Genomic DNA, 14,730 nt, shown 5'->3' with positions numbered 1-14,730 from the left:
ACCGATATTTTAGTTAGGACTTATGCAAAATCGCCCCATAGCTGTATTTAAAGTACTGTCGTCGTCGCTACGCCTTGTTGGGACAATTTTTCGTAAGTCCTTTTAGTAGTTAATTCGATTAATCAGTTCAGTAAATCAAAGACCGGCAAGTTTTTTGGTGAAAGCGACAATACGTTGTGCTGCTTCCATACATTCTTCGACCTCGGCTACCAGCGCCATGCGAATACGGTTTTGTCCCGGATTGCTACCATGTGCATCCCTTGCTAAATAGCTGCCAGGTAGCACAGTCACATTATATTCTTGGTATAAGCGCTTAGCGAAGTCTGTATCTGAAATGGATAACAGCTTATCGACCCTAGCCCACAGATAGAAGGCAGCATCAGGCAAATTCACGTCCAGAACTTCTTGTAAAAGTGGTGTGACTTGCGCAAATTTTTGACGGTATTTCTCTCGATTTTCTTGTACGTGTAATTCATCATTCCAGGCCAGAATCGATGCCGACTGTATGCTAGGGCTCATCGCGCTGCCGTGATAAGTACGGTATAGCAGAAAGTTTTTGATAATACTTGCATCACCAGCGACAAATCCAGAGCGCATGCCAGGCACATTAGAGCGTTTAGATAAACTGGATAAGGTGATTAAGCCTCGGTAGTCATTTCTGCCTAAAGCATGCGCTGCTTGTAAGCTGCCTAGCGGTGCCTCTGGCTTAAAGTAAATTTCGGAATAGCATTCGTCTGCGGCAATCACAAAACCGTATTTGTCTGATAAATCGAATAATTCTTTCCAGTCTGCTAGTGTCAACACGGCACCAGTCGGGTTACCGGGGGAGCAGATGTACAGTAATTGCACCCGTTTCCAGATATCGTCTGGAATACTTTTATAGTCGGGAGCGAAATTGCGTTCAGGATCAGCGTTGGCAAAATAAGGTTCAGCACCGGCCAAGTATGCTGCGCCTTCATAAATTTGGTAAAACGGATTGGGGCACAGAACGATAGGTTTGCCGTACTGGTTATCGCTGGGATCGATGACTGTTTGCGCTAAAGCAAAAAGCGCCTCGCGTGAACCATTTACCGGCAAAATCTGAGTGGCAGCATCCAAAGCAGGTATTGCATAACGACGTGCCAGCCAATTTGCAATCGACATTCTTAATGCATCCGAACCCGCAGTCGACGGATATGCGCTTAGGCCGTCTAAATGATCTGTCACGGCCTGACGGATAAATGCTGGTGTCGGATGCTTAGGCTCACCAATACCTAAGCTGATTGCTTTGTAGGCTGGATTTGGTTTGACATCCGCGAACAGAAGTTTTAGCTTTTCAAAAGGGTAAGGTTGAAGTTTTTGCAGGAAAGGATTCACTGTAAATTCACGAGTAGTGGTGGAATTGCGATCTAAAAATGATGTTTTCATCATCTTTTGCTAGAAAAACTAAAGAATAACGCCATATTATAGCCTTCCACGTTGCGTTGCGGCATAGGGAACGCCTTAGTTGGGCATCATCAAAAACGGAATTTCACACCTTCAAAATGTTATGATGATTGAAAAAGTAATGTGTAAAACATGGGACTGGAAAAAATCGATTCAATTTTTGTTTGTAAATGCAAATTGGATATGAGTTTTCAGGCGGAATTTGAACATTAAAGACAGTAAAATTTTATAACGTGCGTTTAACTTCCATTAAATTGTCGGGATTCAAATCTTTTGTCGATCCGACCAACTTTCAGGTTCCAGGCCAGCTCGTAGGCGTGGTCGGTCCCAATGGCTGTGGTAAATCTAATATCATCGATGCCGTACGCTGGGTTTTGGGGGAGTCAAAAGCTTCCGAGCTCCGTGGTGAGTCGATGCAAGACGTTATTTTTAACGGATCTACCCACCGCAAACCTGCTGGTCGCTCTTCTGTTGAATTGGTTTTCGATAATAGTCTGGGTAAAGCAGCCGGTCAGTGGAGTCAATATGCAGAGATCGCCGTTAAACGCACGCTAACGCGCGACGGCACATCAACTTATTACATTAACGGTCAGCCAGTTCGTCGCCGCGATATCCAAGACATCTTTATGGGTACTGGCTTAGGGCCACGCGCTTACGCGATTATTGGCCAAGGCATGATCTCGCGGATTATTGAGGCGCGACCTGAAGAGTTAAGGATATTTTTAGAAGAAGCGGCTGGCGTATCTCGCTACAAAGAGCGGCGTCGCGAAACCGAGAATCGCATTCATGACACTCATGAAAATCTAGTGCGTGTAGAGGACATTCTGCGCGAGTTAAACGCTAATTTAGAAAAACTCGAAGCCCAGGCAGTTGTCGCCAATAAATACAATGAGTTGCAAGGCGACCAGGAAGAGAAGCAAAAACTGCTCTGGTTATTGCGTAAAAATGAAGCGGCAAATGAGCAAACTCGCTATTTCGCAGAAATAGAAAAAACCCAGATAGATTTAGAAGAACAAACCGCCAAGTTACGCCATGTTGAATTAGAGCTAGAGCAAATGCGTCAGGCGCATTATGCGGTTGGCGACAAAATGCATCAGGCACAAGGACACTTGTACCATACCAATGCTGAGATTGGTAGCCTGGAAGCGCAGATCAAGTTTGTCATTGAATCGCGCAGCCGTTTACAGAGCCAGCTCAATTCTTTGACGGCACAGCGTGATCAATGGCAACGTCAGGGGCAACAATTTCAAGATGATCTGGCTGAGGCCGAAATTCATGTGGAAGAACTCGGTGAACGTTCTGAGCAGGCGCAAGAAATCGCCCAGCAGCAGAACGATAAAATCCCAGCGTTAGAACAAGTCTGGCGTGAGGCGCAACTCAAAACCACAGAGTCGCGTGCCAAGATCATGCAGTTGCAACAGCAGATCGAGCTGGAATCGGCACATCAGCGCAATGCCTCGAATATTCTGAACACACTGGCTACCCGTAAAGAACGTTTGCAGCAAGAAAAACAAGGCTTGGCAATTCCAGATAACGTGCATCTGGAAAATCTGTCCTTGCAATTGGAAGAGAAAAAACAAGTACTAGAAGAGTCGTCCATGCAGTTGGAAGAAGCACAAGAGCGCTTGCCAATTATTGAGGAAGAACGTCGCGCGGCGCAACAACAAGTCAACCAAGATGCCGCCGCTTCAGCACAATTAGATGCGAGGCTGCAAGCGCTGAAACAGTTGCAAGAGAAGGTTTTGAGTCAGGGCAAAGTACAACCTTGGTTGGAAAAGCATGAACTCAGCGGTTTGCCAAAGCTCTGGCAAAAACTACACATTCAACAAGGTTGGGAAACTGCGCTCGAGGCTGTGTTACGTGAGCGGACCTCAGCGTTGGAAATGTCCAATCTTGATTGGGCTAAAGCATTCTTTAATGATGCTCCGCCAGCGAAGCTTGCTTTGTATTCTCCGCAGGTGAATACGCCAACAACCGAGTCAGTTGCTGGTTTGCAGCCTTTGCTATCTTTGCTTCAACTAAATGATGCTGGCGTACGCGGCTTATTGCAGGACTGGTTACATCAAGTGTATGCGTCTGATGATGTTGCCAGTGCGTTCCAAAACCGGGATAAATTGCCATTAGGTGCGTGCTTTATCACCAAGCAAGGCCATGTCATTAGCAAGACTAGCGTACGGTTTTATGCAGCGGATTCTGAACAAGATGGTGTGCTGGCGCGTCAGCAAGAAATCGATAATATTAGCAAGCAATCTCGTGCTCAACAAATGCTGGCAGATGAATCCAAAACGCGCACGGTGCGGGCGGAATCTGCTTACACGCAAGCGGCACAAAGCTTGCAAGAGTTGCGCCAGCGGGTCACTAGCCTGACCCAGACGGTGCATAGCTTGCAAATCGAATTTATGAAGCTGTCAGAAGTGCAAGCGCGTTTTAATCAGCGTAGTACGCAAATCATGAGCGACCTGACAGAAATCGCGGCACAAGAAAGCGAACAGCAACAAGCGAAAATTGAATCCGAAGAGAAGTTTGAGATGCTAGATATTGATCTCGCCGAACTGCAAGAAAATCATGAGCAAGCTCAGACCAATTATCTCGAAAAAGAACAGCATTTAACGGACGCTCGCCACCGCTTACGTGATTTAGAATTAGCTGCACAAGAAAGTGCGTTCTCAGAAAAAACCCATCGTAATAAAATGGAGGAGTTGCGTCGCAGTATTGCCACGGCCGTAGAGCAATCTGCCCAGCTATTTGCAAATATGCAGCAAGGTCATCTTGAGTTAGAGGAAATGGATGACCAGACTGCCCAAGCTGGTTTGCAGTCTTTGTTGGAAAAACGGAGCGACCAAGAGCGCGCGCTATCGGATGCGCGTCACGAGCTTGATCAACTGACGCAAAAATTACGTCAGGTAGAAGAGAGCAAAATGCAGGTAGAGCGCAGCCTGCAACCACAACGCGACAGAATCGTGGAGTTGCAACTCAAAGAACAGGCAGCGCGTTTAAATCAAGAGCAATTCGCAGAACAATTGCGTAATTTTGACGTAGATGAACAAGCTCTTTCACAAAAATTGCATGACGATATGAAACCATCGTATCTACAAGGTGAAGTCACCAGATTGACAAACGCGATCGCTGCATTGGGCGCCGTGAATATGGCAGCGTTAGATGAGTTGGCGCAAGCGACTGAGCGCAAAACTTTCCTGGATGCGCAATATGCCGATTTGAACGAAGCTATTACGACCTTGCAAGATGCTATTCATAAAATCGATATTGAAACGCGTGATCTTTTGCAAGATACATTCAATAAAGTGAATCTCCATTTTGCCGAATTATTCCCGATTTTATTTGGCGGTGGACAAGCGAAATTGATTATGACTGGCGATGAAATTCTGGATTCGGGTGTGCAGGTGATGGCACAGCCACCAGGTAAGAAAAACGCCACAATTCACTTATTGTCCGGTGGTGAAAAAGCGCTGACTGCAACGGCATTAGTATTCTCGATGTTCCAGTTAAATCCGGCACCGTTTTGCTTGTTGGATGAGGTTGACGCACCGCTTGATGATTCAAACACGGAACGTTTCTGTAACATGGTGAAACGTATGTCCGCTAACACACAGTTTTTGTTCATCTCCCATAATAAAATTGCGATGGAAATGGCGCAGCAACTGATAGGCGTCACCATGCAAGAGCAGGGAGTTTCTCGTATCGTTGCGGTGGATATGGAGTCCGCCGCACATTTCGCATCTGAGGCGCAAGCAGCATGACAGATCTACAAATTGTTTTACTCGGAGCCGGTGGTGCCTTTTTAGTGGGCATCGTTGCATACAATAAATGGCAAGAATATAAAGCGAAGAAAAGTGTTGATCAGGCATTTGGTGCAGGACACGATGACGTCCTGATGAACCGGGATGCCTATCCGGAATATCCAGATAAATTGGCAGAACCTCGTTTTAAAGAAGAGACATACAAAGAAGATGTATTCAACTCGCCGCGCCATGAACCTAGTTTGGATACTGATTTTGCAGAAGAAAATTCAGATTTTGGACAGCAAAATGCTATCACTGATCGCACAGCTACTTCATCATTTGGCGCCGCCGAAAAAGAATTGCCCGTCGATGAATTGATCGATTGCATCATTCCTTTAGAGTTTGATGCGCCAGTGCGCGGCGAAAAATTATTGAGTGAAATCCAAGGCCTCAAGTATGTTGGCAAAAAGCCGGTACATTTCATTGGATTAAGTCATGATGGTGTGCGCGATGTGATCGCTCATGGTGGAATTTATACCGCCTTATTTGCTGGCGTGCAAATGGTCAATCGTAGCGGGCCTATCAATGAATTAGAGTATTCAGAATTTGTGACGAAGCTGCGCGAAATTGCAGACCGACTGAACGCACATTCAGATATTCCTGATATGAACCAGGTCATGTCCAATGCACGCGAACTACATCAGTTTGTGTCTGAGCACGACGCACAATTGAGTGTCAATGTATTGGCCAACGGCGCGCCATGGGCTGTTGGTACTTTACTTGCTGCGCTAGAAAAACAAGGGTTTGATATACGTCCAGATGGTCGCCTTGTAATGCCAGACGGCGATGGCGGCAATTTATTTACCTTATCCACCAATGTCAGCGTCAGCGAAACGGTTACTGCTCGCCTTACCTTATTACTCGATGTGCCTTGCGTTGCACCATCGCGCGACGGTTTTGGTGCGATGGCTGCCTGTGCCCGTTCATTATCTACGCGTCTTGGTGGTACGGTAGTCGACGACGGTAATCAAGCAATTTCTAAAGTTGCCCTAGATGAAATTGCAGGTCAAGTCAGTGAGTTTTATGCCGCTATGGCGGAAGCGGATATTGCTGCTGGCTCGACTCGCGCACAGCGTTTATTTAGCTGATTTATTTTAGCTAACTTAGTCAACAGACCCTAAATTCACTTTATGCAAAATGATTTATTTGGCGGTTCTCCGTCAAAAGCGGCGTCAGCTGAATCGCCCTCATCTCCCTCATCTAGCTCAGCCTTGCCAGAGAATACTCCCGCTATCCTTGCCGCTAAGTTGCGGGCAGATATCACCCGACATGCACATGCTTACTACGTTTTAGATGCGCCAACTATTCCTGATGGTGAATACGATAAATTATTTTTAGCGTTGCAAGCATTAGAACAAGAATACCCTGAATTACGGACGCCAGATTCACCGACTTTACGCGTTGGCGGCGCTCCTTTGCCTGAGTTTACGCAAGTCCAGCATGCTACACCGATGCTATCCCTGAATAATGGTTTTGAGGAGCAGGATATTCGTGCTTTTGATCGTCGTGTCAGCGATGGTCTGGATACACAGCAAGCAGTGGAATACGCAATTGATCTGAAGTTTGATGGTCTTGCCATTAATCTTCGTTATGTAGATGGCGTATTCACGCAGGCGGCGACTCGTGGTGATGGATTTACGGGTGAAGACGTAACGGAAAACATCCGCACCATTCGTAGTATTCCTCTACGTTTAAATGTAAAAGAACCACCTAAGGTATTGGATGTGCGCGGTGAAGTTTTGATGTTTAAAAGCGATTTTGAAAAACTCAATCAACGTCAGCGTGCAGCCGAGGCTAAAGAATTTGCGAATCCACGTAACGCGGCCGCGGGTAGTTTGCGTCAGCTAGATTCTAAAATCACTGCGCAGCGTAGCCTCAGATTTTTTGCTTACGGAATTGGCTCCCTGGAAGGTGCAAGTTTGTCCGGCTTGCAGCTATATTCTCATCGAGCTTTATTGGAATGGTATAAATCGATGGGCATTCCTGTTTGTGACGAACAGACCATCGTGCGGGGTGCGGACGGGCTCTTAGATTTTTACCAGCAGATACAGCAACGACGATCACAATTGCCATATGAAATTGACGGTGTCGTCTACAAAGTTAACTCGTTCGCGCAGCAAGATACTTTAGGCTTTGTATCGCGTGCGCCACGCTTTGCGATTGCACATAAATTTCCGGCACAAGAAGCTTTAACCACCGTGTTAGATATTGAAGTCCAGGTCGGGCGTACTGGTGCAATTACTCCAGTGGCTCGTTTAGCGCCCGTATTTGTCGGCGGAGTCACCGTGACTAATGCGACCTTACATAATGAGGAAGAAGTGCGTCGCAAAGATATTCGTATTGGCGACACCGTGTCGGTGCGCCGTGCTGGCGACGTCATTCCTGAGGTGGTCGCGAGCATCTTAGAAAAACGTCCTATTGACGCTAAAGAATTTGTAATGCCGACACAATGCCCTGTTTGCGGGTCAACAATTGTTAAACTGGAGGATGAGGCGATTGCCAGATGCTCCGGCGGGTGGATAAAATGTATTGCTCAAAGAAAAGGTGGTTTGTTCCACTTTGCTTCACGCAAGGCTATGAATATTGATGGCGTCGGCGAGCAATTAATCGATCAATTGGTCGATAAGCAGGTAGTGACAACAGCAGCAGATTTATATAAATTAGGTTTAACGTCCTTAGTAGCGCTGGATAGAATGGCCGATAAGTCCGCGCAGAACATTCTGGGGGCGCTGGAGAATTCTAAAGCCACGAGTTTTGCCCGTTTTATTTATGCATTAGGGATTCGTCATGTTGGTGAATCAACTGCAAAAGATTTAGCGGCGACTTTTGGTAATGCCGATGCATTAATCGACGCGACCGAAGAGCAGTTACTGGCGGTGTCTGATGTAGGCCCCGTGGTTGCGAAGTCGATAAGATTATTTTTTGCTGATCCGCTCAATGTCGAGCTAGTGCAACAGTTACGGGCATCTGGAATACATTGGCCAGAAGCAGCACAAAAAGAAGTCGGCTCTTTACATTTGCTTGGGCAGACGTTTGTGTTAACCGGAACTTTGCCAACACTAAGTCGCGATCAGGCAGGTGCTTTGATAGAAAGTGCGGGTGGCAAAGTAGCTGGTTCGGTATCAAAAAAAACCAGTTATGTCGTTGCCGGAGATGATGCTGGTAGTAAGTTGTTAAAAGCGCAGGAATTGGGTATCCCTTTACTGACCGAAGCGGAATTGCTTCAACTCTGTTCAAGGAATTAAGATGAGAAAGATTACAAAAGCAGTATTCCCGGTTGCAGGTTTAGGTAGCCGTTTTTTACCTGCGACAAAAGCGCAACCAAAAGAAATGTTGCCTATCGTCGATAAGCCACTGATTCAATATGCGGTAGAAGAAGCGGTTGAGGCAGGTATTACCGAAATGGTGTTCATCACAGGTCGTGCCAAACGTGCGATCGAAGATCATTTTGATAAAGCTTATGAGTTAGAAAGTGAGTTGGAAGCCGCAGGTAAACAGGCTTTGCTGGACCTGGTCAGAAACGTTATTCCAAAAAATATCAATTGTATTTATATTCGCCAACAAGCTGCTTTAGGTTTGGGTCATGCCGTTTTGTGTGCCCGCCCGGTGATTGGTGATGATCCTTTCGCTGTGTTGCTGGCGGATGATTTGATGGATGCAGATGAAGGTTATCCCTCCGTTATGACGCAAATGGCTCGCTTGTATGAAGAAGAAGGCGGTAGTGTGATTGCAGTGCAGGATGTGCCGCATGAATTTACCCGCCAATACGGTATCGTCAGCGGTACGCCGTATAAAGATCGCGTAGAGAAAATGCACGGCATTGTCGAAAAACCGAAACCAGAAGATGCGCCATCTAATCTGGCGGTAGTTGGACGTTATGTTTTGTCAGCGCGTATTTTTGGATATTTAGAAAAGCTGGGTAAAGGCTCCGGAGGAGAAATCCAGCTCACTGACGGCATCGCCGCAATGCTGAAGGATTATCCTGTGTATGCCTATCGTGCTGCCGCGACTCGCTATGATTGTGGTTCTAAACTTGGTTATCTCAAAGCCAGCGTTGCCTTGGGTTTAAAGCATCCAGAGACCGGAGCAGAATTTTCTGAGTATCTACGTAGTCTTAAATCTACTTAAGCTTCGCTTTGATATCAGGCCAAACGTGATGTTCAATTGCGTTTGGCCTTTTTGTTTCTACCAATTTTTTTAAATTAACCCGAGCTGTTGAAAGCCAAGGAGTCTTTTTATGATTCATCCGATTTTAAAAATGGGCGACTCTCGTCTTTTACGCAAAGCAGAGCCAGTGAGGCAATTTAATACAGAAGAGCTAAACAGCCTGGTCAAAGACATGTTTGAAACCATGATCGCGGCTAACGGCGCTGGCTTGGCAGCGCCGCAAATTGGAGTTAATTTGCAGTTAGTGATTTTTGGTTTTAAAGATAATCCACGTTACCCAGACGCCCCAAGAGTGCCGGAAACAGTCTTACTGAATCCCGTGCTAACGCCATTGTCTGATGAGACCGACGATGCCTGGGAGGGATGTTTGTCAGTGCCCGGAATGCGCGGTCTGGTGCCACGCTGGAGTAAATTACGCTATGAAGGCTTTGACCAATTCGGCAATCCCATATCTCGTGAAGTCGATGGATTTCATGCGCGTGTCGTGCAACATGAATGCGACCATTTGGATGGCGTCTTATATCCAACGCGAATTAAAGATTTGACGAAGTTTGGTTTTACCGAAGTCCTGTTCCCAGACATGGATCCAGGCGACGATGATTGAAGCTTCGGTGGTAGGTTTAACGTACTACGAAAGCTTTTTCATCGGTCTTAATCAATATACTCCCACTGGGTATTATTAGGTTGTCCATATAAAACCTGGGCAATAGGCGGTTTTTCAATAAAAAATAGGGGAGTATATTATTCTTGCTAGGGTTGATCGGGTATATAGTGTTAGTTAAACCCAGATTTTCCATTAGACCGCTACTACTTCGCAAAAAAAGCAGAGGGCATGCGGTGTTCAGTGCGATAGCACGACCGCGATTTGAGTGCGAGCGCTACAGCGACAATTGACCCTTTGGCGAACTGCCTGGCGTTGTTGCTCCTCCTAGCAAGATGCAGCTTGCGTCGTCGTCGCGTCTAGCCAGTCAGTCCGCCAAAGGCACACTTGTCGCTGTTCCAATGGAAAATCTGGGTTAAAACTGCTCGTCGTCACGCAAGTAGCGCCACTGACCTTCGGGTAAATTTCCCAGCCTGACTTTCCCTATGCGTACCCGTTTCAAGCCCAGCACTTTTAAGCCGACCATCTCGCACATGCGGCGAATCTGGCGCTTTTTACCTTCGCGCAAAACAAACTTAAGCTGATCTTCATTGAGCCAACTGACTCTGGCAGGGAGCAATTTTTTACCATCTAACATCAAGCCGTGATTGAGACGCTTTAATTCTGCATCGGGTAGGGTGCCTGTTTTGCCATATTGAACGCGAACCAGATATTCTTTTTCTACCAAGGTGTCTTGCCCGATCAGTTGCTTGGCAATTCGACCATCCTGGGTCAATACCAATAAGCCGACAGAGTCGATATCCAGACGCCCTGCTGGCACTAGGCTTCTGAGTTGGGTTGGATGGAATTGCGTATCCACCGCGCATTCAGTCCAACGCGCTTCTGGTTTGATCAATGCAATCGCCGGTGTATAGCCATCTTCAGCTTGACCGCTGACATAGCCGACCGGTTTATTGATGAGGATGGTGACGCGTTTTGATTGTTCCGCCGCGGCTTGACGCTCGACTGAAATTTGCTGGTCTGGCAGCACCTTAATGCCGAGTTCAGAAACTACTTTGCCGTCCACTCTGACCCATCCGCGCGCGATCCATTCGTCGGCTTCGCGGCGTGAGCAGATGCCCAATTCAGACATTCGTTTCGATAGGCGTACAAGTTCGGTCATGGTAAAGATAATCAATTAATAGTGATGAAAATAACGTTAAGTAAGTCTTAATTAAACGCGAGGTAGTCGTTTAATGGCTCAATAACAGGTAGGGCGTTGCATTAAAACAGAGACGCTAGAGATTTGTTTAGTTTTTAGAAAATATCCATTTGATTCAGCCTAAATCCGTAACGCATCCAATAGCTCAGTCTCAAATTGTAATTGGTTTTTAGCTCTTTGTAGCGAGGCACCATCGACCAGAAAAACGTCTTCTACCCGCTCACCAAGCGTCATAATTTTGGCTGTATGCAAATTAATTTTATATTTGGTTAATACGTTTGCAATCGAGTACAGCAGACCGTTTCTATCATTGGCTGAGATTGATAATAAATAGTATTGACCACGCTCATCCGGCCTTAGATCCACGCTTGGTACTATCGGGAAGGTTCTGGACATGCGTGATAACCGGCCACGGTTCGGAGGTGACAAGGCAGTCTGCTGGGTGAGCACCGTTGCCAGTTCATGCTCGATTAAATTAATGATGTCACGGTAGTTATTTGCAAAGGCAGGCTCAATCACCAAAAAAGTATCGAGCGCATAGCCACTTTTAGTTGTATGAATTTTCGCGTCTAAAATGCCAAAATTTTTGCTATCAAAATAATTGCAAATTCGGGCAAATAAATCAGCTTGATCTTGAACATAGACAGTGACTTGCAAGCCTTCGCCAATTGGTGATAAACGACAGTTGACGACTGGAACTGTGCTGTTAATTTTGTCATACAGTGAGCGCGTTTGCCAGGCGATATCGGAGGAGTCATGACGTAAAAAATACGCCATATCCAGTTGCTGCCAAAGCGCCTCATGAGCATCTACGGGCAAACCAAAAAGACGTAAAGCTTTAAGTGCATCCTCCTGCCGATTTTTTAATTCTCTATCTTTAGATGGTGCTTCGCCACCTAAAATTCGCAAGGTAATACGATATAAATCCTCTAGCAGTTTCCCTTTCCATGCATTCCAAACCTTAGGACTGGTGCCACGAATGTCTGCGACCGTGAGTAGATATAGTGCTGTGAGGTGACGTTCGTCCTTCACTATTTTTGCAAATGCCTGTACAACATCGGGATCAGATAAATCCTGTTTTTGTGCGAAATGCGACATCGTCAAATGCTGCTGTACTAAAAATATAATCAACTCAGAATTGGCTTTAGAGATACCGTGATCAAAGCAAAATTTCTTTGCATCTGCCATACCTAAGACAGAATGATCGCCGCCGCGTCCTTTGGCGATATCATGGAAAAGTGCCGCGATATATAACACCCATGGTTGCGTAAAGTTCGCCATTAACTGGCTGCAAAATGGGTATTCATGTGCATGTTCTGTCATCGTAAAACGACGTATATTGCGCACCACCATCAATATGTGTTGATCTACTGTGTAGGCATGAAACAGGTCGTGCTGCATCTGACCAATGATACGTCTGAAGTTAGGCAGGTAGCGACCCAGAATACTCATCTGGTTCATGCGCCGTAACGCATGGGTAATCCCGCGCGGAGACTGCAGAATCTGCAAAAACATCGCACGGTTAAAAATATCGTGACGGAAACCCGCATCAATCAAAAAGCGAGCATGCCACAAGGCGCGCATGGTGCGTGCGGTCATCCCTTTCAATTCAGGGTGTTGCACCAGCAGCAGAAATACTTCTAGTATCGCAGACGGTGTTGACGGAAAAAGCTCATCCCGGGCCATATCAATAAAACCGTTTACTTCATTAAAATGCAGATTGATTGGGCGCGGCACGGACGGTTGGGGAAATAAGCTGGCTTCAATATTTTGCAGCAGGATCATATTGAGTTGCGTAACCGTTTTTGCTGCCCAATAGTAGCGCTGCATTAAATGTTCACTAGCTCTGCGCGAATCAGTAGTCTTAAATCCAAAAGTCTCAGCAATCGCTGTTTGCACGTCAAAGATCAGCCTGTCTTCGCGTCGACCCGCGTGAATATGCAGCCGTATGCGAATATCTTTGAAAGCGCGCTCATTGCGCTTAAGTTGGTGTGCTTCGGTTGGCGTAATCAAGCCACGATCAGCGAGTTCCCGCCATGAGTTACCTAAGTTAGCCGCTTTAGCAACCCATAAGATCACCTGCAGGTCTCTTAGTCCTCCCGGGCTTTCTTTGCAGTTTGGTTCCAGGCTGTAGGCAGTATCTTCGTACTTGACATGCCGCTGACGCATTTCCAGTAGTTTTTCCTGGAAAAATTGTTGCGGGTTTATATCGGCAAGATAGGCTGCTTGTAGTTCACGGAATAATTTACGGCTGCCAGTAACTAAGCGCGCTTCCAGCAAACAAGTTTTAACGGTAAGGTCTACTTTTGCTTCTTGCATGCATTCGTCAACAGTGCGTATGCTGTGACCAATATCGAGTCCAATATCCCAAAAAATCTGCACTAATTGTTCCAGCTTCGCACGCGTCAGACTATCTGGCTGTGCAGACAGGAGAATCATGACGTCTACATCAGAATAAGGGAATAATTCTCCTCGCCCATAACCACCAACTGCGACCAGCGCAGTACTGGTCGGGAAGTTGAATTTTTTCCAAATTTTGATTAAAACGTTATCAACATTGCGGCACAAGTCGTGCAGTAATTGTTCCGCTTTGTGATTTTCTGTGAATGCAGCGATTACCAACTGTTGCGCTGCTTTGAGTTCTTCTTTGAACTCTAATGCGGAAATGTTTGCAACAGCGGCTGTCATTATGCTGGTAGGTTTTGCGTCGAGCCGGCCAAAATAAATGCAGGAGGCGGAGGTGATCCCGCAGATAAGGTCAATACTTCATAACCTGTTTCTGTGACCAAAATCGTGTGTTCCCACTGTGCAGATAAGCTGCGGTCTTTTGTTTTAATGGTCCAGCCGTCACCCATTTCACGAATGTCACGACGACCAGCATTAATCATCGGTTCTATAGTGAATATCATACCAGGCACTAATTTCTCTAATGTGCCAGGACGCCCGTAATGAAGTACTTGTGGTTCTTCATGGAAAACTTTGCCGATGCCGTGACCGCAAAATTCACGAACCACGCTATAGCCAGCTTTTTCTGCGTGTTGTTGAATGATATGGCCGATATCACCCAAATGATTACCCGGTTTTACTTTGGAAATACCTAACCACATGCATTCGTATGTGATCTCATTAAGACGTTTTGCCAAAATCGATGGCTCACCAACCAAGAACATACGGCTATTATCCCCGTGGTAGCCATCTTTGATCACAGTAATGTCTAAATTGACAACATCGCCACTTTTTAATATTTTATCCCCGGGAATTCCATGGCAAATTACGTCGTTGACCGAAGTGCAAATCGCCTTTGGGTAAGGCGTGTAGCCAGGTGGGCAATAGTTTAATGGAGCCGGGATGGTACCTTGGATATTGGCCATGTATTCATGACACAATCTGTCTAATTCACCCGTAGTTACGCCTACTTTGACGAATGGCGTAATGTAATCCAGTACTTCCGAGCCAAGTCGGCCTGCTATACGCATTCCTGCGATATCTTCCGGTGTTTTAATTGAGATAGATGTCATGCTGAGCCAAATAAGATG

Annotated in this window: 9 protein-coding genes; 5 read left to right on the top strand and 4 right to left on the bottom strand. The window is 46.1% G+C overall.

The window, feature by feature from the left end:
• Nucleotides 1–135 precede the first annotated feature (135 nt).
• Nucleotides 136–1,356: a succinyldiaminopimelate transaminase gene (gene dapC, locus RGU72_RS08345; RefSeq protein WP_322121592.1), complete on the bottom strand. Its 1,221-nt coding sequence runs from the start codon at nucleotides 1,354–1,356 to the stop codon at nucleotides 136–138.
• A 302-nt stretch (nucleotides 1,357–1,658) separates the two neighbouring features.
• On the opposite strand from dapC, the gene smc reads away from it, so the two are divergent.
• From smc to def, 5 genes are all read left to right on the top strand, one after another.
• Entirely contained in the window at nucleotides 1,659–5,183 is a 3,525-nt protein-coding gene (gene smc / locus RGU72_RS08340; protein ID WP_322119287.1) for a chromosome segregation protein SMC, read from the top strand.
• Complete coding sequence (locus RGU72_RS08335; RefSeq protein ID WP_322119286.1) at nucleotides 5,180–6,313, top strand: cell division protein ZipA C-terminal FtsZ-binding domain-containing protein; 1,134 nt, start codon at nucleotides 5,180–5,182, stop codon at nucleotides 6,311–6,313. The genes smc and RGU72_RS08335 overlap by 4 nt, the downstream gene beginning before the upstream one ends.
• 42 nt (nucleotides 6,314–6,355) lie before the next feature.
• The gene (gene ligA, locus RGU72_RS08330; protein ID WP_322119285.1) at nucleotides 6,356–8,470 is read left to right on the top strand and encodes an NAD-dependent DNA ligase LigA; all 2,115 of its coding nucleotides are present in this window, start codon (nucleotides 6,356–6,358) and stop codon (nucleotides 8,468–8,470) included.
• Between the two features lies 1 nt (nucleotide 8,471).
• Nucleotides 8,472–9,353 carry a UTP--glucose-1-phosphate uridylyltransferase GalU gene (gene galU / locus RGU72_RS08325; protein WP_322119284.1) on the top strand — a complete coding sequence of 294 codons (882 nt, stop codon included), beginning with the start codon at nucleotides 8,472–8,474 and terminating at the stop codon, nucleotides 9,351–9,353.
• Between the two features lie 109 nt (nucleotides 9,354–9,462).
• Nucleotides 9,463–9,996: a peptide deformylase gene (gene def / locus RGU72_RS08320; RefSeq protein ID WP_322119283.1), complete on the top strand. Its 534-nt coding sequence runs from the start codon at nucleotides 9,463–9,465 to the stop codon at nucleotides 9,994–9,996.
• Nucleotides 9,997–10,408: 412 nt separating this feature from the next.
• Here def and RGU72_RS08315 read toward each other — a convergent pair whose 3' ends face one another.
• The 3 genes from RGU72_RS08315 to map all read right to left on the bottom strand — a co-directional run bounded on the left by RGU72_RS08315 (nucleotide 10,409) and on the right by map (nucleotide 14,712).
• Entirely contained in the window at nucleotides 10,409–11,155 is a 747-nt protein-coding gene (locus RGU72_RS08315; RefSeq protein ID WP_322119282.1) for a pseudouridine synthase, read from the bottom strand.
• A 159-nt stretch (nucleotides 11,156–11,314) separates the two neighbouring features.
• Nucleotides 11,315–13,882, bottom strand: coding sequence for a [protein-PII] uridylyltransferase (locus RGU72_RS08310; RefSeq protein ID WP_322119281.1), 2,568 nt, complete (start codon nucleotides 13,880–13,882; stop codon nucleotides 11,315–11,317).
• On the bottom strand, nucleotides 13,882–14,712 hold the full coding sequence (gene map, locus RGU72_RS08305; RefSeq protein WP_322119280.1) for a type I methionyl aminopeptidase: 831 nt from the start codon (nucleotides 14,710–14,712) through the stop codon (nucleotides 13,882–13,884). The genes RGU72_RS08310 and map overlap by 1 nt, the downstream gene beginning before the upstream one ends.
• Nucleotides 14,713–14,730 lie beyond the last annotated feature (18 nt).

It is taken from the genome of Undibacterium sp. 5I1 (genome assembly GCF_034314085.1).
Lineage (GTDB): Bacteria > Pseudomonadota > Gammaproteobacteria > Burkholderiales > Burkholderiaceae_D > Undibacterium.
The sequence above is the reverse complement of the archived record's forward strand: the minus strand, read 5'-3'. Positions and strand labels throughout refer to the sequence as shown.